The sequence below is a fragment of the Nitrosomonas ureae genome, from assembly GCF_900108305.1.
In the GTDB taxonomy this organism is placed as follows: Bacteria; Pseudomonadota; Gammaproteobacteria; order Burkholderiales; family Nitrosomonadaceae; genus Nitrosomonas; species Nitrosomonas ureae_B.
In genome coordinates this window covers 38761-64713 of record NZ_FNUX01000015.1, presented here as the reverse complement: position 1 = coordinate 64713, position 25953 = coordinate 38761, and the positions used below count along the sequence as shown (strand labels likewise).

The following is a 25953-nucleotide window of genomic DNA, read 5'->3' as shown; positions in this document are numbered from 1 at the left end:
TATTCTCCAGATTCGACAAACTGGATGTCATCTTCCTTTCTTTCATCCATTTCGCTCTTATCGTTGAAGCACTTAGATAGTGTTAACAGGCCATAAAGAAGTAGGAGGAATGATATACGGGATAACACGTAGAGGAATCCCTTATGTGATTTTATCGCTGCGTTGAAATCCGGGATCCCGGCTGCGTTTAACGCAACGACGGACCGCGATTCGGAGCAGCATCCTTGGACTGATGAAGGAATGCGGTTATCCGACAGTTCTATTGTGGATGGTTATAAAGAGGTTTTTCAAGAGCGCTGATGATTATTGATCGATCGGAAAGCCGGAGTTTATCGACAAAAGCCAATTAAGATAAGACGCATCCTCTTCCAGTATGGATGCAGATAAGAAACGGCGGGGTATTAGTAGGAAAACTGTACGGTGGCATCACAAAAAACAGCTTGACGGTTGATGGTTGGGTTTACATACCAGACCGGTGGAGAATCGCCAAGCATGAGGCTGCCTTGGGGTTGGAATAGCTGATAGTGGAGACCACGCAATATAACTTTTGATGAGCGGGAATGGATATCCTGGAGAAAGTTCTCGTTGATCGCTGCTGCGAGGAGAGTAAATTCCCGGAATGTTTCTACAAAAAAACTCGTTGATCTCTAAACACCTTGGGTTCAAAAATCTAGCGAGAAAGATTAGCATATTTTTATGCCTATAAACCATTTTCAGTTTAATTTACCCTAAGCGACAAGATCAACAGGATAAGAGAGTAAGTGATGAAAGGCAAGGAATTGAATTTTCTGGACTGGCAAAAACATTTGGGACGGAGGAGGCCTGCGGCTAAATATTATATCAGCGACGCTGGCCAGAAGGATTTCGCTGCGCGTACTGCGGGTATGATCGTGGTTATGCCATAACAACCTGAATCGCCGCTAGGGCGATTTATTTCATATCTTTTGTCTCATGACTACACTATCTAAAGAACATCGATTCATCCGAAAAAATTAAGTCAATTGCAGCAGCATCTTTAACAATAAAATCAATCAACTAATTTATTTTTTATTGCATAGCGAATTATCTCGGAGTTGTTTGTCAGTTTGAGTTTCTCGAGTAATCGTGCACGATAAACACTCACTGTTTTGGGACTCAGAAACATCTCGGATGATATTTCAGACAAAGTTTTACCTGCTGCAATAAAGCACAGCGTTTGATATTCACGATCGGATAAAGTGACATGAAGGGGCTTATCGGTATCGGAGTTAATAATATTGGCAAGTTCTTGCGCGACAACAGAGCTAACATACTTATCTCCCGCTGCAACTTGCCGAATAGCTACTACCAGCTGCGCGGGCGCACTTTGTTTATTTAGATAACCTGATGCACCCGCTTTTAACGCACGGATAGCAAACTCGTGCTCATTATGCATACTCAACATTAGTACTGCCAGACTTGGCTTATCTTTCTTTATCTGCTTCAAAATCTCAATACCGTTTCTATCTGGCAAGGATATATCCAATAACATGACATTAAAATCCTGCTGCCGCGCAATTTTGATCGCTTGGAAACCCGTTTCCGCCTCTCCAGTCACTTTAATATCATCGGTCTCACTGAGTATTTGTTTCAAACCTTGACGAACGATTGCATGATCATCGGCAATCATCACACTAATCATGTGCGTACCTCCAGCTAATAAAGAACTCCACCGCAAGCGACGGGGGAATATAATCTGACGGGATTTAAAGCAGAGAAATTTGCCTTCTCTTCCTAACGGACTCTGATTGGGAGAACTCTTTAAACTTATTATTTAAATTATATGATTGCTCGGAATGATATTCCAAATCCCCAGTCGGTATCAAAATAGTCACTTTCGTTCCTTTTTCTGATTCTCCAGAAATATGGAAATTTCCCTTTAATTGCAGACATCGTTCGCGCATTCCTCGTATTCCAAACGAATCTTGCTTCTTCATATCAATTTCAGTAATTCCACATCCGTTATCCATCACTTCAAGCAGAACCAAGCCTTCCAATTCAACAAGTTTCACCTGAATGCGTGATGCATTGGCATGCTTGGAAATATTTGTCAGCGTTTCCTGGAATACCCGGAAAATCGCTATAGCCAAGTCCGCATCTAAAGATATTTCATCATTGTCGCATGATACTCTGCAAACAATACCGGTACGATCACTAAATTCTTTTACCTGCCACTGCACAGCGGCGACGATCCCGCAATCAAGAATTCCCGGGCGCAAATCAAGTGAAATTCGTCTAGTACTGTCGATTACCCGGTCCACTAGTAATTCAATAGACTTCGCTTTCTGTTGATAAAACTCCAGCTTTCTTGCTGTCTTATCCATACAAGGAAGTAATTCACATTTAATGGCAGTTAATGTCCCACCAATGTCATCATGAATTTCACGTGCGATTCGAGCTCGTTCCTGCTCTTTAACTTTCTGCAAATATGAAGATAGCTCGGCCAGCTGTTCACGCGAACGTGCGATTTCTCGCTCAGCCAATTTATTGCGAGTAATATTTATCATAATGCCGTCCCACAGCATGACTCTATTGAACATTCTTCTGGGTGTTGCGCGTAAACTAATCCATTTAATATCACTATCTCCTTTAACTTGAATACAGCCCTCCCAATTCCAAGTTGAAAGCTGCTCGGCAGATGTCATCATTAGCTGGCAATAGGATTCTTTGTCTTCATCTAAAATTAATTCCGGAAAAAGCTCCGGATTATTCATTAGCTCCTGGGGAGATAGCCCCAGCAGTGTTTCGCTTGCATCGCTGACATATGGAAAGCTAGCTTGATTATTACTGTTCAACTGAAATTGAAACACGACTCCGGGGAGATTAGATGTAATTGCTTGAAAAAGTGCTTCACTTTTTTGCAATGCAGCTTGAGCAGTAATAAACCGCTGGTAATTATTTACCTCACGCAAACTACGTCTGATTACCGGTACTAATCTAGCAAGATTGGCCTTCATCATAAAATCATATGCGCCCAAAGCCATGATGGATGCAGCCGCCTCTTCACCGACATTACTTGAAATAATAATTAAAGGAATATCCAGTTCTTGATTTTTTATCAATTTGATCACATCGCACGCATTAAATCGTGGCAACGCATAATCGGACAGAATTACATTCCAGTCCTGTATCTTCAGCGCTTCCTGCAAATCCTCAGCCGTAGTAACGCACTGATAGTTTATTTGAAAGCCACTTTGTGAAAGTATTTTCAGAACCACATCAGCATTCTCTGCAGAATGTTCAATCAACAATATTTTTAATTTTTCTTCATTGACCATCTCAGCACCTCATTGAGTGAAGCCGATATAACCTTAAAAATTAAGTTGCAAAACTAATTATCTAAATTTCTTTATGAATTCTACTTCACTCAATAATTTTATAAAAAACATTTATAACACGAATAGCTGATATTAACCAAACGATTAGGCAAAGAACACAAAAGCAAAATCCTAAACTTTTCAGAATGATCTCCGATAACTGCAATCAACGGTGCCTGCCTTTCTTCTTGGATTGCGAGGAAGTCACCACCGTAATTTAAATTAAAGATTAATCCGCCCAAGGTTTTTTATACCTTCCAGGATTGCGGAAAAACCGACTGGCAATAATGCCAAATGTGAATAGGAGAACCTAAATGTCTCAAGTTATAAATTCAAATATTGCTTCACTAACTGCACAACGCAACCTTAATTCGTCACAGTCATCATTAAACACATCTTTAGAACGCTTATCTTCTGGATTGAGAATAAACAGTGCTAAAGATGATGCCGCTGGTTTGGCGATTTCTGAAAGAATGTCGACACAAATTCGCGGATTGAATCAAGCTAACCGAAATGCTAATGACGGTATTTCGCTCACACAAACAGCTGAAGGTGCATTGACCGAAATCGGTAACAACTTACAGCGTATTCGTGAATTATCGGTACAGGCATCAAATGCAACAAACACTGCAAGTGACCGTGCAGCACTTCAAGCTGAAGTCACACAATTAACCTCTGAGATTCAACGTGTCGCTACTCAAACTCAATTTAACGGAATGAATTTGCTTGATGGCTCTTTCGGCACCTTCAATCTTCAAGTTGGTGCCAATGCCAATCAAACTATTTCAGCGTCATCCGGCAATTTTCAAACTAATTCATTCGGCAATTACCGTATCGGTGGGCTAGCCGCTTTTACTTCAGGAGGTGTTGGTGACCTCGTGGCAGGAACAATTGGCGCTAATAGCAACGCAATCGGCAATGCTGTACTGGTTAGTGGAACAACTGGCGACACATCAGGCGTTAACGGTGCAGCCGCTGCAGGTGATTTCAGAATTTCCACTTCCTCAGGAAACTTTGATGTCTATTATCGTGCGGGAGCCAGTGCCGCTGAGATAGCCAGTTCAATCAACAAGGCCGGCAGCGGCGTAAACGCTTCCGCTACCACTGAAGTGGTACTTGGCGCAGCCACAGGTAGCGGTGCTGGATTTCTGCAGAACACGACTTATTCTTTTGCGATCTCAACCGATTATTCAGACCCGACCAATGCGAATACGGTTGATCCAAAATTTACGACAATTTCTTTTAAAACTGGTGGAGCGGATGATGCGTCCGATGTCGATTCTGGAAACTACTTGAGTACAGCCATCAAAGCATTCAACGATGCTTCTGCCAAGACAGGATTCACTGCCGAAGCTGTGCAAACAGAAGATGGTTATTGGGCTATTAAGCTGAGCAATACAAACGGTAATGACCTTCGCATCTTGAACAATTCCTATGACAATACTGGAGCTGCAATTGGTATCACCGTCTCCGACATAGCTGTTCTCGACGGTGATACAGGCACAACTGACTCCCTAGCGGATACACTTGCAGGCGGTGGACTCGATGCAACTACAGGTGTATGGACTAATGGCAACGGTGCTTGGTACACTGGAAAAGTAACGCTTGATTCGGCTCAATCATTCAGTGTAACGACTGCTGTCGCCGATGTCTTTCAAGATGCAGCAACTCCTGGCACGGCAGCAGCTGGTACTTATGGCGCACAGCTGCAAGCTACCAACGCGGTTGATGTCACTTCCTATGATGCAGCACAACGCACGTTATCAATTGTCGATGCTGCTCTGAGTACAGTCAATAGTCAACGCGCTAACTTCGGTGCTCTGCAGAATCGCCTTGAAAGCACGATGTCGAATTTGCAGTCTACTTCGGAAAACTTGTCAGCTTCACGCTCTCGGATTAGAGATGCTGATTTTGCTGCTGAATCGGCGAATCTGACACGATCCCAAATTCTTCAGCAGGCTGGTGTAGCGATGTTGGCACAAGCCAATCAACTACCCAACAATGTCCTATCGTTATTGAGGTAAGCGATCATCTGAGAATGACGTTGGGGTAGCTTACGGATTATATAGTGACTACCCCGCGCAGTCATTCGTATTATAGAAGGAGATTAGCATGATCACCAATTCAACAGGAAGCATGAACAATATTGCTTCTCTACCTACAACTTCTCATCCTGCCTCGATTACGAACAAATCCTCGACAAATCCAGTCAGCAATGAAAACATTTCTAGCCAAATAGCACAATCTAACACGTCAAATACTGATCAATTACATGAGGCCGTTAGTAAGATAGAAAAATTTTCGCTAGTTGTGCAACAAAATTTGAAATTCTCTATAGACGAAGATTCTGGCAAGACAATAATTAAAGTTATGGACGCCACAACCGATGAAATAGTTCGTCAAATTCCAACTGAAGAAGTGATTGACATAGCGCGTACGCTTAGTAAGATTCATGGTGCTTTATTTAACGACCGCGCCTGATGTAATCGTTGCAGAATTAAATAAACAGAGGAATACAACATGATCTCATCACCAGGTCTTGGTTCAGGATTAGATATCAATGGAATTGTCAGTCAACTCATGGCAATCGAGCAACGGCCTCTCCTACAGTTAAGCACGAAAGAAGCAAAACAGCAAGCTGAACTCTCCGCTTATGGTAACTTAAAAAGTGCACTATCTACCTTCCAGGGTACCGTTAAAACATTAACCAATTCATCTTTGTTCACAGGTGTTAAGGCGTCGATTGTTGATTCTACAGTTGCTTCTGTTAGCGCAACATCCAGTGCAGAAATAGGTGCGCATCAAATTGAAATACAAACTCTCGCACAAGCACAGAAAATAAAATCCGAATCTTTTACATCATCTAGCGATATTATCGGCAGTGGTACGTTAACCATTGCATTTGGTACCTATAACGGAGATGGTACATTCACTGAGAACTTAAAAAAAGCGTCTGCGTCGATTACTATTGAACCCGATCAAACATCTCTTGCAAATATACGCGATACAATTAATAAAGCCAGTATCGGCGTTACTGCAAGTATCGTCAACGACGGCAATGGCAATCGACTGATTTTATCCTCAAATGATTCTGGCTTGAGTAATGCCTTAAAGATCACAGTCAGCGACGATGATCTAAACAATATTGATAACAATGGGTTATCAAAACTTGCTTATGATATCTCAACCGGTGGCACAGCAAATATGTCTGAAACTGTCGTAGCACACGATGCTACCTTAGTAATAGATGGAATTACCATTACCAAGCCATCCAACACCATCACCGATGCATTGCAAGGGATAACAATCAATTTATTCAAAGAAAATCCTGGGACAACTACCAGCTTATCAGTTACGAAGGATACAACAAGCGTACAAACTGCAGTTAGTACGTTTGTAAATGCATACAACGAGCTGCAAAAAACTATCGCCAGCCTATCTAATTACGATCAAGTCAATCAACAAGCATCCATTCTGACTGGAGACTCAACAGTACGAGCTGTGCAGAACCAGTTGCGAGGTATATTGAATTCAAGCTTACAAAGTAGTGTTGTAGGAGGATTAAGCACGCTCTCACAAGTCGGCATAAACTTCCAAAAAGATGGCACTCTATTGTTGGATAACAACAAATTAAACGCTTCACTTAATGATCCTTTCAAGGATGTTTCATCATTATTTGCAACGAATGGCTTTGCAGTAAAAATAGATCAATTAATTGATGGAATGCTTAAAAACAATGGCTTAATCGACGGTCGCATGGATGGCATTAACACATCCATCAAGGATATAGATAAACAACGCGAAGCACTGAGCAGTCGCCTGGAGATTGTAGAAAAGCGATTTCGCGCCCAATTTACAGCTTTAGATACAACAATTGCCAGTATGAAACAAACAAGTGAGTTCTTGGCACAGCAACTATCTAGTTTGCCCGGCGCCAATACTAATAACTAAAAATCACTAATATTTATGAGCTAGGAATACAAAATGTTTTTCACAACAAATGCAATATCCACCTATCAACGCGTTGGTGTTGAAACAGGTGTTGAATCAGCTGATGCACACAAGCTTATTTTAATGTTATTTGAAGGCACACAAGAAGCTCTAGCAAAAACCAGAATACATATGCAGCGTAACGAAATAGCTGAAAAAGGGCAAATGATTTCGAAAGCCATAACCATAATTGACGAAGGTCTAAGTGCTTGCCTCGATATGAAAGCGGGTGGCGATTTAGCGGTCAAGCTTCAAGCACTTTATAATTATATGACGCATCGATTATTGGTAGCTAATATTCAAAATAACATTGAAATATTAGATGAAGTAAATAAGCTTTTATCTGAGCTATATAACGCTTGGAAAGAAATCGGGGAATCCAATGGAACCAAACCCGCAATAAAAGCGATCACTATCTAAACAAAGATTCTGTAACAAAAAAAAGGATATGTAAAAGAATGGACAATGCGCATACGATAATAATCTACAATGCCATTTTAGCAACAACCGAGAAAATGCTGACTGCTGCACAAAATAGTGAATGGGATCAACTGGTATCATTAGAACAAGAATGCAGGAAACTAACCGATACTCTCAAAAGAAATAATACAGAGCCCTCACTAGATAAGGAGCTGCAACAAAAGAAAATAAAAATTATTCATCAAATATTGGATAACGATGCTCAAATTCGGGCGATTATTGAACCTTGGATGGCAAGACTACAGGAAATGCTCAGCATTAATAAACGCACACGCAATCTCCAACAAACATACCAGCCTATTAATAATATATAAAGCATTTAAATTAAGTATCAGAATATGTTGCTCTTATCGGATAAATACAAACAACAAATATAAACTGTCGTGAACCCAATCATAATCAAAACTGATTTAATCACGCCTCTGACACAGATAAAATCTGTATCACCGATAACACCCGTAACAGCAATCCTTGATTCCCAAGACTCTTCTAGCAAATTTAAACAAGGACAAAAATATCAGGCATTCATCGAAGCGCGTTTACCTAATGGAAACTCCAGGGTATTGATTAACAACAAACTACTTCAAATAAACTTACCAGTAAAATTTCAACCCGGCAATAAACTAGAACTAGTTTTTATTTCTCCTCAACCAAACCTAAAATTCCTTATTTTCGATGAAGCAATTACTAAATCAAAGGAAAATATCACTTCAATAAGCACCACTGGGCGATTTATCGATGTTCTAATGCATGATACTTTAAAACATGCCTCAACAAATATTACTCAACCCCTAACAAGCTCTTCTCCAATTCTGAATGGAATCCCAATAAATAGCACTGAATTACCCAGTTTATTGCAAAAAACAATTATCCAAAGTGGTTTATTCTATGAATCGCATCAGGCTCAATGGATTAATGGAGAAAATACACTGGAGAATTTACAACAAGAACCACAAGGTAAGTTATTGTTAGCAATGTCTGAGTTATCTATGACTAAAACAGCGATTTCATCTTCACCAAATCCAGAAGTACCAGCGCATGCTCAGACTATGTCATTAGTACAACAACAGCTAAATACACTGGAAACCGGACATCTCTTCTGGCAAGGTGAAGTTTGGCATGGACAGTTGATGGAGTGGGATATTTGTGAACAATCTAAAGATAAAAGCAAGAGTGGTGAATCCGATCATGCAGTACAGTGGCATACACAACTTCATTTATCATTGCCACAATTAGGAGATATTACCGCCACTATCTTAATTAATGCTCAAGGTATTAATATTAAAATAGAAACATCGCAAGTTGACGCGACTGATTTATTAAAAAGCAATCAATCTCTGCTTACGACAGATATGCAATCTGCAGGATTAACTATCCAGAAAGTAGAGGTTCAATACAATGACAACGAATGATTCTTACTCCACTGCTGTAGCACTTGCGTATCGAGAAGGACAAATCGCACCTAAAGTAATTGCTAAAGGCCGTGGTCTCATTGCTCAAGAAATTATACGGCGTGCTAAAGAAGCTAAGATCTATGTTCATGAATCAAGTGAACTAGTTGCATTATTGATGCAAGTAAATCTCGATGACCGCATTCCGCCACAGCTTTATGTCGCAGTCGCTGAATTACTTGCGTGGCTTTATCGCCTGGAAAAAGCAGAAACAACCCTTGTGACCGCTAACAGTCTTGGCAGCGAGATCGCACAACAAACTTTGGAGGGAATTGACAATGCTTGCACCTAATCAGGAAACTGAAACATACGAAGTATTAGAACCGACTATACTATTCTCTGATGAAAAAAATGAGAAATTCCGCATCCGCTCGGAAATTGATATTCTTTTTATACTTCGCGGAATCATGCAAGCAGATTCGCTAATCACACTTTATCCCGATTATGAAAGCGATTTTATACTAACATCGATTCTAGCCATAAACTCCGACAAGAAAGAAATGGTAATTGATTATGGCATTAATGAAAAACATTGCCAAAAAGCTCTCAATTCCAAAGAATTAGTTTTTGTCACTACGCAAAATAGAGTAAAAATAGAGTTCGTCTGTAATCAGATCAAGAAAATTTACTTCAATAATAAAGATGCATTTTTAGTTAACATCCCAGAAACTCTCCTACGCATACAAAGAAGAAATCATTTCCGCATAACTACCCCTATTGTAAAGCCACTTAAATGTGCTATTCCAATACCCGGTAAAAATACAACAACCTCTAAAGCTGAAGTTGCACTCCTTGATATAAGTTGTGGCGGTACTGCGGTCATTGATCAACATCCAATTATCAACTTTGACCCAGGAATAGTTTATGACAATTGCCAAATCACACTTCCAGAGATTGGCACTATTAACGTTACTATCCAAGTAAAAAACACCTACGAAATCACCTTACGTAATGGGCAAAATTGTATGCGCGCTGGGTGTCAATTTATTAATCTAGCAGCAAATATGGAGGCTATGATACAGCGCTATATCATTAAACAAGAGCAAATTAGAAAAATGAAATAAACTGAATTACTCTCATTCTGGAATCTGACTCAGATGTACATCAAATTGTTCTGCTAATTCAGCTTATGTCTTGTTATCCTCAATTGCTGCTAGTACCGATTTGATCTTGAGCCCGCAACGTGATTCCCTTTCGTTCCTCTCATACATTTATTCTTTGTTTACCATCAATGACACGATTTAAATTGAGCAGGATTACCACTTAGCAGACTGTCTGAATTTGCAAGTCAATTCTCACGTTGGCTCTATCGGATTCATAATTCCGCACTCGATGTCCGGTGGTCTCGGTTTACTAATAGTTGTAATTGAAAATTGTATTTAAATACCGCCGCAAGGATTCACTCGTTTGCTCGGAATATAATACCTGCAATCGATCTCCATTTGCTGCAAAAAAGGCCAATGCTGCCGGACCGAATCCATGGCTATCTGCAAACCGTTTGCCTTCTGGTGTATTGATATCAGCTACGATAAATGCAATATATTCCTCGAAATCATCTCTTACCGCATTCATGGCAGCCATGGTATCGGTGCTTTGAAGTATATTGCCGTCATGTACCAACACAATCGCGTTAGTCCCTTGACCTATGACTGAAAGATCCTGTGAGAAACCTCGTGGAAGCAGGCTTACTGCAATGACGATAACCAAAAATATGAATGAAAATGTAATCAGCTTGGGCCAAATATTTTTTGTATTCGGTACTGCATTATTCGTTGTGGGCATGTTTTATTTTCTCTCTTGATTGTTAACAAAGCCGACCTGCCAGACTCAAGCATTTGCAGCAGGTCGTAGGGGATAACGTGGGAGTTCTTGTAATTCTGCGGAGAATAACGAGATTATGCAACAAAAAATCAAGAAAATGCGAACCGTAGCCCTCATTAGCAGGAGCCGCGATTTGTGATGTCACCTTTTACATCTACAATCAATTTTTCTCATCAGCGACAACTAAGATGCAATTGAGCAGAAGCCTGGCGGCACAGATACGATGATATATCTTCATATTCTATCATAGGATCACAAACTTATCAGGTGTAACCGAAGAAGAAATTCTTCTATACAACCGCCCCGTCATTTTCCAATGGCCTTTTCTCCGGCTTGAGTAGATCCTCGCGCTTGACCCCCAGAAGTACGATGATAGAACTGCCTACCATAATTGAAGAGTAAATGCCAAATAGTATGCCGATTGTCAGAGCTAACGAAAAATAATGCAGCACTTCGCCGCCAAATATGAGCATTGCAATTACAACCATTTGGGTACTGCCATGCGTGATGATTGTACGCGACATGGTTTGCGTGATCGCACCATCAATTACTTGTGTCACTGAAGCTTTGCGAAGCTTACGGAAATTTTCTCGAATACGATCAAAAATAACTACTGACTCGTTCACTGAGTAGCCCAATATGGCTAAAACTGCAGCCAGTACTGTCAATGAAAATTCCCATTGAAAAAAGGCAAAAAAACCGAGGATGATAATGACATCATGTAAATTTGCAATAATACCGGCTACACCAAATTTCCACTCAAATCGCACGGCCAGGTATGCCACGATGCCTAACGAAACGAATAACAAGGCGAGAGCGCCATTCTCCAATAACTCCTGACCCACTTGCGGACCAACAAATTCCACTCGCCTCATCTCAACTGAAGAATCGACCTCACGCAACGCATTTAAAACAATTTCAGATAATTGAGCACTGGAAAACTCTGGTTTGATGGGCAATCGTATTAAAACTTCTCGTGAGGTGCCAAAACTTTGCACACTTGCATCCGACATCTGGAGATCTGTCAATACGCTGCGTATTTTTTCCAAGTCAGCTGTTTGGTTATAGCCAATTTCAAGCACTGTTCCGCCTGTAAAATCCACACCCAAGTTGAGGCCTCTCGTCGAGATAAAAAAGACCGCAAGAATAAACGTTACGATTGATATGACAGCGCCCACCCTCCTCCACCTCATGAAGGGAATGTTATGTTGAAATCTGAATAATTCCATAGTTGTATCCTTAGTGATAGGTTATTGCTGCCTGTTCTTTTTGGTGTCAGCTGATTTACGTTTATTTTTAGCCTTATTAACAGTTTTGGAGACTGTTCCGGTTTTAGTTGGGTTTTCTGCCAAGCTTTCGTCTTCGGCCATGACTGATGTTTGACTGACAATATGCGGTTTTACATCACTCTCCTCGATCTGTTTACCGCGCTTGGGTTTTGCGCTATCTATGGTTTCAGTAACCGCATTCTCGGAAGAAAAATCGGCTTCTCCATTAACTGAATAACCATGCTCCGGTATCCAGACCACCCCAATAGGAACTTTGTCGAGTTTGCGAAGATTTCCGTACATTAAATTAACCATAGCCCTTGAGACAAAAACTGCTGTATAAACGGAAGTCAAAATACCCAGGCACAGCACTACAGCAAAACCCTTAACCGGTCCAGAACCAAACGCAAATAAGGCAATACCCGCAATCAAAGTAGTAATGTTAGAGTCCAGAATGGTACCAAATGCACGTTCATATCCTGCGTAAATAGCCAACTGCGGAGAAGCACCCGCTCGTAATTCGTCTCTGATGCGTTCATTAATCAGCACATTGGCGTCGATTGCCATGCCCACTGTTAAAGCCAGTGCGGCCATTCCAGGCAATGTTAATGTTGCTTGCATGATCGATAATAAACCTACCAGTAACAACAAGTTAAATCCCAGTGCAATAGCAGAAATAACGCCAAACGCTGTGTAATAAACCATGATGAAAATGGCAACGGCGAGAAATCCATACAAGGTTGAATTAAATCCTCGAGCAATATTATCCGCACCCAAGCTTGGGCCAACAGTACGTTCCTCGATAATATCCATGGGTGCCGCTAATGCACCTGCACGTAATAATAGCGCAACATCCCGCGCCTCCAGGCTGGTCATGCGTCCACTGATCTGAACCCGACCACCGCCGATCTCCTCACGAATAACCGGTGCGGTTACTACTTCTGCTGTATTTTTTTCAATCAGCAAAATGGCCATTCTTCTACCGACATTCTCACGCGTTAATTGTTTAAAAATGCGCGATCCATGATTATCCAGATTGATGTGTACTGCCGGCTGGTTATCCTTATCAAAACCTGGCTGCGCATCGGTAATTCGCTCTCCAGTGAGAAGAACCTGCTTTTTAACAAGAATTGGACCCCCTCCACGCTCCTGGTATAGCTCTGTTCCAGCTGGAATCCTGCCACGCAAGGCCGCATCAAGATCATGCTCATCGTCAACCATACGGACTTCCAGCGTAGCCGTCCGCCCCAAAATATCTTTTGCTTTGGCAGTATCCTGCACACCCGGTAATTGAACAATCACGCGATCTGCGCCCGCTTTCTGAATGATAGGCTCGGCAACGCCTAATTCATTGACACGATTACGCAGTGTAGTGATGTTCTGCATTACGGCAGAATCCTGCATGCGTATCTGAACTTCCGGCTTGATCGCAGCAATGAGGTGATATCGATTATCGACATCTTCTGTACTTAATGCGAAATCCTCAAAACTTGATTTTAATTCCGCTTCTGCCTTTGACCGTGACTCAACATCACGAAATTTTATGACCAGCTTTTTGGCTTGCTTCTCAAGTCCGGTGTATGAAATTTTCTTCTCGCGCAATGTACCACGTATATCGATACTATAACGATCGAGTGACTTCTCAAGCGCCCCTTCCATATCAACCGCAAGCATGAAATGCACTCCACCTCGCAGATCCAATCCCAGATACATTGGCAAGGCACCAAGACTTGTCAGCCATTGCGGTGAGTTAGGAAGCAGGTTCAAAGCAATGATATATTCGTTGCCCAATGCGGATTCGAGCAGATCTTTCGCTTTCATCTGCAAATCGGTGTCGGCGAAGCGAACCTTAATACTACCTTCCTCAAGAAAAACTCCACTCATCTCAAGATTGGCTTGTTTTAATGTATCTTCAACTCGTTGCAGCAATGCGGTATCAAAGCTTGTAGAAATTCGTACAGGAGAAATCTGTATTGCTGGAGATTCGCCATAAAAATTCGGCAAAGTGTAGAGCAAGCCGAGTAGCAGTGAAACCGCAATAATCAGGTACTGCCAAAGTGCGTAGCGGTTCATGGGTATCAGTTAATTAAGTAAGGGTAAAAGACAAACAAAGGCAGAGGATTAAATAGCTAATTCCCTCCTTGTCAAACGTAATTATTTCTTTTCGATATTTTTATCAGCTTCAGTGGTAATGACTTCTGCAGTTTCGTCAACAGCTTCTGCTTTATTACTTTCTGGTGCCGCTGATTTTGCCGTTTTTGATTTGGATGCCTTACTCTTGGGATCAATGCTCTTTAGCGTTCCTTTAGGCAATAAAGTCTGCACCGAGGATTTAAGTACGGTGACCTCCATAGCCGGAGCTATTTCGATAATGACGTAAGCTTCGCTCACATTGAGTATTTGCCCCAAGATACCGCCATTGGTAATAACCTCATCGCCTCTTTGCAATTCTTCCACCATTTGCTTATGTTCTTTGGCGCGCTTAGCTTGCGGACGAATGAGCAGAAAATAAAATAAAACCAATATACCGATCATCGGTAATAGAGTGACCCAACCTGCATCACTTTGCGCCGTTGAAGAAGCCGCCTGTGCAAATGCATCATTAATCAGCATCATGTTCTCCCTTTGTTAAAAGGGCACATATTAGCATGATGACCGCTTATGCCTGAAATTCTTGTGCATATTCTTCAAATCGCCGATTTTCAATCGCACCGCGAATCTCTGACATAAGATTATGATAATAAAATAAATTATGCACGGTATTCAAGTGCGCGCCGAGCATCTCATTGATACGTTGTAAATGGTGCAGATAGGCGCGACTAAAATTTTGGCACGTATAGCATCCGCAGTGTTCATCGGGAGGCGATGTATCTAAGCGATAACGACTGTTACGCAGTTTGATGATCCCATTGCGCGTATACAACCAGCCATTGCGGGCATTGCGAGTTGGCAGCACGCAATCGAACATATCGACACCCTGAGCCACCGCATGAACAATATCAGCAGGCGTGCCAACACCCATCAAATAACGCGGTTTATCAGTTGGCAGCAGCGGTGCAGTGTGCTTTAGAATACGTTGCATATCCACTTTAGGCTCGCCGACAGATAATCCACCGATAGCATAACCATCAAAACCGATCTGATTCAAACCTGCAAATGAATGTGTACGTAGATGTTCGTACATGCCCCCTTGCACGATGCCAAACAACGCATTTGGATTTTCGCCGTGCGCTTGTTTGGAACGCTCTGCCCATCGCAGACTCAACTCCATCGATAGCTTAGCGGTAGCTTCATCTGCCGGATAAGGCGTGCATTCATCAAAGATCATCACGATATCGGAATTTAAGATACGCTGGATTCGCATTGATTCTTCCGGAGACAAAAAGCAGTTATCGCCATTGACCGGCGATTTAAAATGAACGCCCTGCTCAGTAATTTTTCGCAACTTCCCCAGGCTATATACTTGGAATCCACCTGAGTCTGTTAATATCGGATTGTGCCAATCAATGAAATCATGTAGCCCGTGATGTACTTCGATTACCTCCAATCCAGGCCGCAACCATAGATGAAACGTATTTCCCAGAACGATCTGTGCATGAACTGCCCGCAACGCCGCAGGGGACATACTTTTGACCGCACCATAAGTTCCCACTGGCATAAAAACGGGTGTTTCGACTGTACCATGCGCCAAAGTCAATGTACCTCTACGGGCTGCTTTATCCGTAGAATGCAATTGAAATTTCATAACTCTCTCTCAATTAGCATAGCGTCTCCATAACTAAAAAAGCGATATTGCCCTTTAATCGCATGCTGATAAGCTTGCCGAATATTTTCCATACCGGCAAAAGCGGAAACCAACATAAGTAAAGTCGAACAAGGCAGGTGAAAATTGGTTAATAATCGATCAATCACCTGAAAGCGATATCCAGGAGTAATGAAAATCCGTGTATCACCATAGCCCGCAACTAATCCACCCTGATGAAGCGATGCGCAGGCCTCCAGTGCTCTCAGAGATGTCGTTCCAACCGCGAGGATACGCCCCCCCGATATTTTAGCTTGCTTAATTGCATCAGCGGTGGATTGAGGGATGTGATAAGTCTCACGATGCATTGTGTGATCGGCAATATTTTCCACACGGATCGGCTGAAATGTTCCCGCGCCCACATGTAAAGTGACATACGCAATAGTTACACCGATAGCTCGCAATTGTTCCAGCATATCAATATCAAAATGTAAACCGGCCGTTGGCGCGGCAACCGCCCCAGGGGTTCTGGCATACACTGTTTGATAACGCGCTTCATCGATCATCGTAGCAGGACGGGCAATATAAGGAGGCAAGGGTAATTGACCATAACTCTCCAGTAATTCCGCAACGGTTTTTTCATGTTCAAAGCGCAAGGTATAAAATTCTTGTTCCCGCGCAATAACGGTTAATGAAATTGCATCAGCCAGAACGAGTTGTGAATCCAGTTTTGGTGCATGACTGGCGCGGACGGTGGCCACAACATGACGATCATCCAGCACGCGTTCCACCAGTACTTCCACTTTGCCGCCACTGGCTTTTTTACCCAATAGGCGTGCTTTAATTACTTGCGTATCGTTAAAAACCAAAACATCCCCAGCGCGCAAGAAATCAGGAAGATTCGCAAATAAGGCATCCTGCCAGTGATTATTGATACCATCCAAATAGAGCAAGCGGCTGCCAGTACGTTGCTCAGCGGGAAATTGTGCAATTAATCCGGGAGGTAAATAAAAATCAAAATCCTGGGTTTTCATTCTATGTATTATACCGGTCAACAGATTTTCCACCTGCCGCTGGTAGCAACAAATAAAAATGTCCGGCTTTGTAGGCAATAAAAAGCTATGTTAAAAGGCAGGGAAAAGAGTATCAAAAATTACACGAAAATAGGCAGGTTGCGCTTTTCTAACTTCCTCCGCCTCACTGCTCTGATACCTCGCCCCGTAAGGCGAGGTCGTTCATTGACTATTTCGACCAGAAATATGACGCTATTTTAACGTTCCAATCGACAGAATCATTGATGACACAACATTATCATTACATATAAAATACTTGTACAATATTACAAGCAGCTGCTTATACGAAAACAGCCGTGAACTTTGCCAGCAACCCATCAATCATAGGTTGAAAAACACCCAGGAAACCAGGTAGTTGCAATATGCCGACAATAAATATCAATAAACCGCCCGCAACTATCCCATATTTAAGGCCTCGTACAAAATTTGCCGATGCGGGCGCACGGGTATAGGTTTGATTAGAGAATGCTAAAAATATTTTCAGTATGCCCAGCAAAACACCCGCAGCTATACACCCTAAAAACAAATGCAGCGCACAAAAAATTCTTTTAATTAAAGTCTCATCAGCGAACTCTAAACTTGAGAAACGAAGACAAATGATAATTACAAACAATAAAATGAGGGAGTTCCAGAAACCTCCAAATCTCATTCTGATCTCACTTTCCATACTCATATAATCTCTCCATTTAAAATAAGTACATACAATAGTCTGATAAAAATCATTGACACAAATTTGTTAAGTTAAGACTTAATACATCAAATCTGCACAATCACCTATTCGTACTAAGTATTCATATAAACACTCATACTTCTTCACTTTATAGCCTGAAGATTATAGCGAAATTAACCTGGAATGTAGTCACGCGAGCAATAAATTTCTTATTATCCTGATACGTTCGTATTCATGTCAGAAAAATGAACCCGGATAGCCAGCGGTGAAGATTAAGATTCTATACATTGAATGATCATCGATCGAAATAATCGCCCAAAGGGATTCAATAAGATATTAGGTCTATGAAAAGTAAAACGCCCCGCCGCAAGAGCGGCGGGGTATTAAGTACGTTCTTCAGACTACTGGCTTTCAACCAGCTTACGCCCCAAGAGGCGAGGAATTGAATCCGAAGAGATTAAACCAAGACAGCAAAAAATAGCAAGAAAATAGCTACAGCCAAAAAGTGGAAATCAAAGGGCCGAGAGTAGCGTCGTAACCGGATGGAAGTATTGTTTGACCCATATCGGGTGGTTCAAAACCTGCCATTGCAGTGACTAGGCTGTCAACTTGACTATCCAGCAACGTCAAACCTCCAGTGGTTTTAAACTGCTCAACGTGAGCGCCCGAACTCAGATACCAATCCTTGATTATCAGTTTATCATGGGTACCAATGATACTTACTTCAAGATTATTGCCCCCACGCTGGAACCAAATCTGTTCCGGATTAATATCTGACAGAAATTTAACGGTATCCAATACACCCGCAGTGGAATCATTCTCGACAACGACATCCTTTCCATATCCACGCCCGAAGAAGTAGACATCATTACCTGCTCCACCAATTAATAAGTCTTTACCCATCCCGCCATCCAGAGCATCATCCCCGATATCACCAATCAAAGTATCCGCACCGCCATTTCCCGACAAAATATCATCCCCTGCCCGGCCCCATATGATATTAGAAGCCGCACTCCCGGTTATTTGATTGGCAGCCGAATTGCCGATACCAATAATCGCAGAAGCGCCTGACAACGTTAATTTCTCCAGGTTATCACCGAGTGTATACGAAATGGATGCAATAACCGCATCGCTGCCGCCATTAGCATTTTCAACGACCCTATCCCAAAAACCATTCACCAGGTAAGTATCATCGCCTGTACCTCCAGCCATGAAATCGATCCCGCTCCCGCCATCCAGCCAATCATTCCCAGCGTTACCGTGTAACACATCATTACCTGCCAATCCGTTGAGCATATCATTTCCACTCCCACCAGTCAGTTTGTCTGCACCTGATGTCCCAGTGATATCTATATCCGGACTACTAATATCGATATCGAAGATATCCGCAGCTGTCAGATCATCGGTATCTTTGGCAGTAATCATCACGCTTAATTTTCCGGATGCATCAGGTGTACCGCTGATCGTGCCTGTTGTCGCATCAAAACTGAGCCAGGCTGGCAGTGAACTTCCATCGGCCAGGGCCGCGCTGTAAACAAGCCTATCGCCATCCGGATCGACAAATGTATTGGGATTCATCATATAGCTGAAGTTCTCGCCCGCGACTGCCATTTGATCTGAGAGCGCAACCTGCAAATGGGGAGCTTGATTATTTCCCAATTTAGCCCTCACTGTTGCAAAATCCCAAACAGTACCATCCCCTCTAAACCTGATCTCTTTGACAGAAAAGGGCGTCGCGCCATTATTTTCCAGATAGTTCTGAATAATGAATGTATCTCCGGTACCAATAATAGTTAGCACCAGATTATCTCCGGAACGGCTAACACGCACTTCATCAGGAGTTACACCATAATCAAATTGCACTACATCGACCTTTCCGATAGTCGTGTCATAACTATTGACCGTATCCTGACCTGAGCCCAGACCAAATAGGTAAATATCATCACCGGTACCGCCGATCACGATGTCGTCGCCTGCCCCGCCATTTAGAAGATCATTGCCGGCACCACCATCAATCGTATCGTTCCCACCTTCACCGTAAATTACATCATCCCCGGTTTCTCCAGTAATGCTGTTGTTCATTTCTTGCGGATTCAGAGTGGGTACAGGGTCAGCAAGCGCGATCAGCTCCGCCATTGTCAATATCGTCCCATTATCAAACTGAATACGCTCCAACCCCATACCCGGCAGATCAGTCGAATTCGGCAGCACAATTTCGACGCCACCCTCTGCCCATATTACGGTCAGCGTAGCATGCATGGTTTGGGTATATAGCGCATCGTCAAATACAACCCGGTCCCGCACCCCCTCGACAACACGCTGTCCCCAGGTAAAAGTAATATCTTCCTGATTAATCCCTATCAAACGAAGCAGATCCTGTGCTATAGACTTCACTTCCTGAACCAGGAAAGTGTAAGAAGTATCGCTAAAATAATCCCCCCATTGCGCCAGTTGCGTTCCTGTGTCCCAAATCCTATCCACTCCTGATTCACCGATAAACATGACATATGTATCTTGACTGAACCTGCCATCCAGGAAATCGATCCCATCACCACCAACCAATGTATCTCTATAGTAACCGCCATAAAGCGTATCATTCCCCGTATTCCCATAGGAAAATCCACCAATACGGGACTCGGTATCGGTAAAATACGCCACCTCATTATTGAGCCAAGGCATGCCAGGTGCATAGAGAATATCATTCCCGCCGCCACCATCGATCATCGATATCTCATCCGAGTAACGTCTGCTTCCGTAACCCACAATAATATTGCTGCTGTCGCCGCCTTGAATGCGCTCAATTTGAGTATTGATGGTACTTGTAGTTTGCCAATACTGTTGAATCACATCGGGCGACGATGGAATCTGATTACCAATTATGAAACCGACAATCACACCATTTTCATATACAGGCAGCATGTCATTGGTGATTGTCACTCCCTTCAGAGCCGTTCCTTGTTTGTAAATTTCATTCCATTCAAAAATAGAAATAAATTGATGCACTACGAATTGATTAGTTGGAGGAGAAGAAGGAGATGAAGTATTGATCACATCGATTGTGGAAGAGGAAGAATCTCTATCATCAGATTGGCGTTGGATATTCGATGCATCAGAAAAATTCTCGAGTAATGTAAAGCGTTGCACAACGATATCTGTTTCATATGCAGATACCAAACTAGCACGATAGGTGGTTTCATTCACTCGCGTATACAACCCGTGATGCCGGTCGTTGGTATTACTGAGCAAATTGTTTGCCCATTGTGCACGTGCTGCATCCAGAAAATCTATTTGTAATTGCGCAATATCGAGGGCGGGCACAGGCCAAGCCAGCCAATCAGTCATTCCAATCGTTACATTATTTTCCACATGAACTGTCCAGGAATGCTGCGATACGTAATAATCTTCGATTGTTAATGCCGTACCGCCACCTCGCAACGATAAAATCAAATCGTTCCCAGCATGTTCGTGACGCAAATCAGTAAGTAACGTGCCCTCTGTCAATACGACAATACTCGTACCCACTGACGATTCCATCATCCTATCGTTGCCCAATGAAGTCCAACCATAAAGATAGGTATCATCACCATCACCACCCATCAACAAATCATTACCGGCGTTACCATCCAGAATATCGTTACCTGCGTAACCTTCAATATGATCATCGGCGACCGTTCCAATCAAGACATCATCGCCCATCGTTCCACCGAGAACATTCGCTGCGAATATGCTCATTTCGTTAGCATCTATCAGCGAATTATCGTTCAAACGTAATGCTGTTACATTGGGTCCTTGAGTAAACCAGCTTTGAAAAAGAATACTGTCTTGACTACCTTCAATACGCATGAGCAAACTGCCATCAGCCAATTCAAAGAAACGAAGATCGCTGGCAGCGATACCCGAACCTAGTTGAACTTCATCACCAACCGCATCCTCACTATTTGCTGAAGTGATAATATCGGCACCGTCCCCACGATTGAATACATAAATATCGGCACCGCTGCCACCCGTATTGCGATCAGCACCGGCGCCACCTTGCAAAGTATCACTATCCTCTTGTCCGAATAGCGCGTCATTACCTGCTCCGCCGATAATTCGATCATTACCTGTATCACCAAGGAGGTGATCGTCGCCACCATGCCCCTTAAGGGTATCGTTGTTAATACTGCCCTGAATCAAATCTGCACCCGCGCCTCCATAGGCCTCTGCGATGGATTCCTCAGAACTGATCTCGATTGATGACAAATTCAGAATCACTGCTTCGCGTAGGTGCTCACTCGTCCAGTTTTCCAGATCAATTGAATTGCCACCATAGTCAAATTGAATTTGTGTACTCATTCCGTAAAGAGCATTTTGTAGATCGAGTACTCCACCATTTCCCAAAGTAATGCGTAAGATATTGGAACCATCTAACCATTTCACACTTGATGGCGCATTCGATGCTACAGCGCTGGAATTAGCCAGGGAATCTTGTGGCTCACTGCTTAATTTCGACATAAAACTTACTGGAGCGCCGGTATTTCCGACATCGGCCAATCTGATAATATTATTCCCTTCCAGGTCACTGATGAGATCGCCTTCTTCAACATCAATGTAGATATCGTCACCCGCTCCGCCATATAACGCATCATTTCCTGTACCGCCAATGAGTGTATCGTTACCACCTCCACCAAAGAGCTGATCTTCGCCTGCGCCGCCGTCGAGAAAATCGTCACCCTGGTATAGCAAAAAAATTCCACTGTCATCACCAATAAGTACATCGCTATCTGCACCGCCCAGCAGATAATCGGAACCTCCTCCACCAATCAACAGATCATTACCGTCACCGCCACTTAGATAATCGTTACCATGCAAAGATGCATTTAATCCAGAATGATGATTATCGCCTAAAACAACATCATCTCCCTCTTGTCCAAGGATAGTGTCGTTACCTGCGTCACCAAAAACCACATCACTATCGGCACCTGCATCAATGGAATCGTTACCACCTCCCGCAAAAATCCAATCTTTTCCAGTACTGCTGGAAATTACATCGTCATCACCAGTTACCCTCGCAACCTCTGCAGGTGACACGCCAAAGTTATAGCCTCGATTATAGGTGGTAACATTATTTGTATTATCTGTTGTACGATTAACTTTCCAATTACGATCAACTGATTCGACATTTCCATCGCTCTCAATCGTGTCGTTTCCACCCAAACTTATCAAAATATCCTTACCTGTACCACCCATGAGAATGTCATCACCTGCATCACCAATGAGCACATCATTGCCAGCACCACCATCAAGCAGATCGCCTCTTTCCCCGCTTCCAGTCTGGATTTTGCTCAGTGCATAGGCACTATCCAAGGTATACTCAGTTTCTGCATAAAGCCTATCGTTGTTTAATTGTCCCCTTATGATGTCACTATCGGTGCCTCCCAGCATGATGTCGTCATCTTTGCCTCCAGCAAGAATATCCTCACCGCCTCCCCCTTCAATACGGTCTTTACCATCCTTGCCATCGACTTCGTCATCACCACCAAGACTCCGAATATGGTCATTCTCAACACTTCCATACAACACATCTTCGCGATCTGCCTCTTCTTCTGCACTGACAACAATATTACCGAGCTCGTCAAAATCAATTGGATTCTCAGGCTTCAGATCACCGAGAATGACACGATCCAATACCGGTGCCTCGGCAAGCCCATTATCGCCAAGCGCGACTCCCAATTTGCCATCGCTCCAATTCTTGATCCGAACCCTGGCACTGTCGGTGCTGCCGACGAAACTGACAAACAAGTCATACGTGCCGTTATCCTGAGCAACACGAAGATAAACCAGATTATTCTTCTGATCCATCCAAGTATCACCGATTCTTATCCAGTCCTTATTATCAGACACACCGCTTCTGCCCTGAGCAACCACAGAGCCGAATTGAATTACTCCAGCCCCATCCGTATCCAGCACGGTATCAACTCCATCACCAGGATTGACAATATAAGTATCTAAGCCTGCCCCACCTTCCAGATAATCGTTGCCCTCAAGTCCTTTCAGTATGTCATCACCGCCGCCGCCATAAAGGTGATCTTCAACAGCCGATGCCGCAGGATTATCCACATCGTCGCCACCAAAAAAATAACGCGGTGTACTGCCTGATAACTCACCTTGCGAAATCTTGTAACCCGTAGCCACATCTTCATAATAATCGTTGATATTTTGAAAGCTATGATTGCTTGAACTGAATGTAACTGTTGAATCCAACGGGTTTTTGTCTTCGATATTGAACCAATTCTTGCGTATCAGCATCGCCATGCGATCTACCAGATATGATGATGTCAGCGTACCCGCGCTACTCTCCGGATCGAAGCGATCAAGCGCACCATTCAAATTGAAGACACCATAATCAATACTTTCCCCTTCAAAAATAAAAGGATTGAGCGCCGCAAGCGCAAAACGTGCTGCCAAACCCTGCTGACTATCGCTCTCGATCCTGCTGATAATATCTCTGCTAGATAGATCGGATAGCAATGCTAACTGGACTTTACCCACAGAATCTTTAAATTGAGCACTGTTCTGTAATTCATAAAGGTTGGTATAAAATTTGTCACGATTACCCGTTTCAGTCTTCTGATTATCCCCAAGCGCAATTTTGCCATCCGCAGGGTTTAGTAAAATAGTGCGCAAAGCATCAAGCGCGGATTCAAGCGTTTTACTGTTGGATGCTCCAGCCACATCCTTGGTGGAACCAAAGGCATCGATGAGTTTGCTCAGTTGTTCTTGATTCAGACTGGGTGTCAGTTGGGAGTAAACTGAATGAACGGCCAACGCATCGGCCAGCAGACTAATGCTATGATTATTTAACGATGTTTCTGTTTGGATACTGACAGGTGAGCCTAGCTGATAACCCAGACCTGCGATAATAGGAAAACCCTCGGAACCGCGTATATTCCAAACATTATCTGATGCTATGTTACTGATGCCAAGAACGCTACTCACTGCATCCGCTAAATTACCCTGCAAACCACTAACTCCCGGTGCATTGTAGAGATAAGCATCAGTGACTTGCGAGTAGGTTTGTTTGACTGCTGCAGCTAAATAACCTCCCAGGCTGTGACCACTGACGGTAAAACTATGATTCTGCAATACATTGGGATCATTCAACCAAGTATCGATTTGCAATTTGAGTACGATAAATTGAGGATTGAGAAATGGAGGTATTGCTGAAGCCAATATTCCATCAGTAAGTAAATCATTAGCCGTAAATTCGGTTCCACGTATCGCAAGATATTTAGCACCACCTTCTTTTGCTTCAAAGACAGTAGCTGAAACTCCGGTAATTGGATCGGTGTATTGATCTGCGATTTGCCATTTTTCAACAAAGGCAACAGCTTGGGAAGTGGACATGTCTGCATCACTTTCAGTTAATTCATTAATTGCTATTATTTTACCTAGGAATACTCCATACGCTCCTTGAGCAAGCTCAGCTTGTGAAGAATACATATTAATATTACTCATTCCTCAATCTCCCTACCTGATTTAACAAAGATTCTGTGCATTAAAATATTTTCATTTGTTTCCAATCCAGGGCATCGATATGATGAAGGTGCCCAAGGTCCTGGCAAATCGCCACCAACCCTGCTATATAAAATGAACTCACCCAATAATTTCATATCCAATTTTCTGATAATCTTGAAATGATTCTGCCTAATAGCAACTTCTTGTGGGCCTTGTGCTGAATCTCTTTTTTTATAGTTGTGTCTATCCCATTTAAAGATATATTCCTGCCCTAATGCATTCTCACCTTGAGTAGGTCGATAAAAATTTATTTGCCCATGTTTATCAAACCTATACTCTGGCAATGTCACCGTTTCATACACTTTCACACCGCCATCGATCGCACATAACCTATCAACTTCCCTATCCAATCTGTCTTTTTCTGTAAAGAAAGTTGCGTAAATAATTAATGAAGCAAGCAAAAACAAAATAATTTTTCTCATGCACGAAGTCTCTTTTATATTTGACGACAATTAGTCCAACGCGTAGCCATATTCATTTTTACTCACTATAAAAATGTTTTTATGAGCCACATATACTGAAAATAAAATAGATATCTCATTAAATAACTCTAATGACTAATTCAT

The 25953-nt window shown here is 42.6% G+C and carries 20 protein-coding genes and 1 pseudogene; 10 read left to right on the top strand and 11 right to left on the bottom strand.

Annotation, left to right across the window (positions count from 1 at the left end; all coding sequences use genetic code 11):
* Positions 1 to 377: 377 nt before the first annotated feature.
* Both C4S39_RS15830 and C4S39_RS09525 read left to right on the top strand, forming a co-directional pair.
* Positions 378 to 518, top strand: coding sequence for a hypothetical protein (locus C4S39_RS15830; RefSeq protein WP_258039383.1), 141 nt, complete (start codon positions 378 to 380; stop codon positions 516 to 518).
* Between the two features lie 246 nt (positions 519 to 764).
* A pseudogene (locus tag C4S39_RS09525) lies at positions 765 to 910 on the top strand (transposase); the annotation flags it as partial.
* A 117-nt stretch (positions 911 to 1027) separates the two neighbouring features.
* On the opposite strand, the gene C4S39_RS09520 reads toward C4S39_RS09525, so the two are convergent.
* Both C4S39_RS09520 and C4S39_RS09515 read right to left on the bottom strand, forming a co-directional pair.
* Complete coding sequence (locus C4S39_RS09520) at positions 1028 to 1660, bottom strand: response regulator (RefSeq protein WP_103966788.1); 633 nt, start codon at positions 1658 to 1660, stop codon at positions 1028 to 1030.
* Positions 1661 to 1724: 64 nt separating this feature from the next.
* Positions 1725 to 3296 (bottom strand): hybrid sensor histidine kinase/response regulator, encoded by a 1572-nt coding sequence (locus tag C4S39_RS09515; RefSeq protein ID WP_103966787.1) that lies wholly within the window; start codon positions 3294 to 3296, stop codon positions 1725 to 1727.
* Positions 3297 to 3649: 353 nt separating this feature from the next.
* On the opposite strand from C4S39_RS09515, the gene C4S39_RS09510 reads away from it, so the two are divergent.
* The 8 genes from C4S39_RS09510 (at position 3650) to C4S39_RS09475 (ending at position 10320) form a co-directional block, all read left to right on the top strand.
* Entirely contained in the window at positions 3650 to 5359 is a 1710-nt protein-coding gene (locus C4S39_RS09510) for a flagellin N-terminal helical domain-containing protein (protein ID WP_103966786.1), read from the top strand.
* 88 nt (positions 5360 to 5447) lie between these two features.
* Positions 5448 to 5816 (top strand): flagellar protein FlaG, encoded by a 369-nt coding sequence (locus C4S39_RS09505; RefSeq protein WP_103966785.1) that lies wholly within the window; start codon positions 5448 to 5450, stop codon positions 5814 to 5816.
* A gap of 39 nt (positions 5817 to 5855) precedes the next feature.
* Positions 5856 to 7286: a flagellar filament capping protein FliD gene (fliD, locus tag C4S39_RS09500; protein ID WP_103966784.1), complete on the top strand. Its 1431-nt coding sequence runs from the start codon at positions 5856 to 5858 to the stop codon at positions 7284 to 7286.
* Positions 7287 to 7319: 33 nt separating this feature from the next.
* Positions 7320 to 7745 carry a flagellar export chaperone FliS gene (gene fliS / locus C4S39_RS09495; protein WP_103966783.1) on the top strand — a complete coding sequence of 142 codons (426 nt, stop codon included), beginning with the start codon at positions 7320 to 7322 and terminating at the stop codon, positions 7743 to 7745.
* Positions 7746 to 7783: 38 nt separating this feature from the next.
* The gene (locus C4S39_RS09490; protein ID WP_103966782.1) at positions 7784 to 8119 is read left to right on the top strand and encodes a flagellar protein FliT; all 336 of its coding nucleotides are present in this window, start codon (positions 7784 to 7786) and stop codon (positions 8117 to 8119) included.
* A 69-nt stretch (positions 8120 to 8188) separates the two neighbouring features.
* Entirely contained in the window at positions 8189 to 9217 is a 1029-nt protein-coding gene (fliK, locus tag C4S39_RS09485) for a flagellar hook-length control protein FliK (protein WP_103966781.1), read from the top strand.
* The gene (locus C4S39_RS09480) at positions 9204 to 9548 is read left to right on the top strand and encodes an EscU/YscU/HrcU family type III secretion system export apparatus switch protein (RefSeq protein ID WP_103966780.1); all 345 of its coding nucleotides are present in this window, start codon (positions 9204 to 9206) and stop codon (positions 9546 to 9548) included. Before fliK ends, C4S39_RS09480 begins: the two co-directional genes overlap by 14 nt.
* Positions 9535 to 10320, top strand: a complete 786-nt coding sequence (locus C4S39_RS09475; RefSeq protein ID WP_103966779.1) for a flagellar brake protein — start codon at positions 9535 to 9537, stop codon at positions 10318 to 10320. The genes C4S39_RS09480 and C4S39_RS09475 overlap by 14 nt, the downstream gene beginning before the upstream one ends.
* A gap of 289 nt (positions 10321 to 10609) precedes the next feature.
* Here the strand turns inward: C4S39_RS09475 and C4S39_RS09470 are convergent, their stop codons facing one another.
* The 9 genes from C4S39_RS09470 to C4S39_RS09430 form a co-directional block, all read right to left on the bottom strand.
* Complete coding sequence (locus C4S39_RS09470; RefSeq protein WP_103966778.1) at positions 10610 to 11038, bottom strand: hypothetical protein; 429 nt, start codon at positions 11036 to 11038, stop codon at positions 10610 to 10612.
* Positions 11039 to 11367: 329 nt separating this feature from the next.
* On the bottom strand, positions 11368 to 12306 hold the full coding sequence (secF, locus tag C4S39_RS09465) for a protein translocase subunit SecF (protein ID WP_103966777.1): 939 nt from the start codon (positions 12304 to 12306) through the stop codon (positions 11368 to 11370).
* A 21-nt stretch (positions 12307 to 12327) separates the two neighbouring features.
* Positions 12328 to 14418, bottom strand: coding sequence for a protein translocase subunit SecD (gene secD, locus C4S39_RS09460; protein WP_103966776.1), 2091 nt, complete (start codon positions 14416 to 14418; stop codon positions 12328 to 12330).
* Between the two features lie 81 nt (positions 14419 to 14499).
* Positions 14500 to 14961 (bottom strand): preprotein translocase subunit YajC, encoded by a 462-nt coding sequence (gene yajC, locus C4S39_RS09455; RefSeq protein ID WP_258039382.1) that lies wholly within the window; start codon positions 14959 to 14961, stop codon positions 14500 to 14502.
* 43 nt (positions 14962 to 15004) lie between these two features.
* The gene (tgt, locus tag C4S39_RS09450; RefSeq protein WP_103966774.1) at positions 15005 to 16090 is read right to left on the bottom strand and encodes a tRNA guanosine(34) transglycosylase Tgt; all 1086 of its coding nucleotides are present in this window, start codon (positions 16088 to 16090) and stop codon (positions 15005 to 15007) included.
* Positions 16087 to 17121: a tRNA preQ1(34) S-adenosylmethionine ribosyltransferase-isomerase QueA gene (queA, locus tag C4S39_RS09445; RefSeq protein WP_103966773.1), complete on the bottom strand. Its 1035-nt coding sequence runs from the start codon at positions 17119 to 17121 to the stop codon at positions 16087 to 16089. Before queA ends, tgt begins: the two co-directional genes overlap by 4 nt.
* 319 nt (positions 17122 to 17440) lie before the next feature.
* On the bottom strand, positions 17441 to 17833 hold the full coding sequence (locus C4S39_RS09440; protein ID WP_103966772.1) for a hypothetical protein: 393 nt from the start codon (positions 17831 to 17833) through the stop codon (positions 17441 to 17443).
* Between the two features lie 489 nt (positions 17834 to 18322).
* Positions 18323 to 25327, bottom strand: coding sequence for a calcium-binding protein (locus tag C4S39_RS15820; RefSeq protein ID WP_103966771.1), 7005 nt, complete (start codon positions 25325 to 25327; stop codon positions 18323 to 18325).
* Complete coding sequence (locus C4S39_RS09430) at positions 25324 to 25809, bottom strand: hypothetical protein (RefSeq protein ID WP_103966770.1); 486 nt, start codon at positions 25807 to 25809, stop codon at positions 25324 to 25326. Before C4S39_RS09430 ends, C4S39_RS15820 begins: the two co-directional genes overlap by 4 nt.
* Positions 25810 to 25953: the final 144 nt, after the last annotated feature.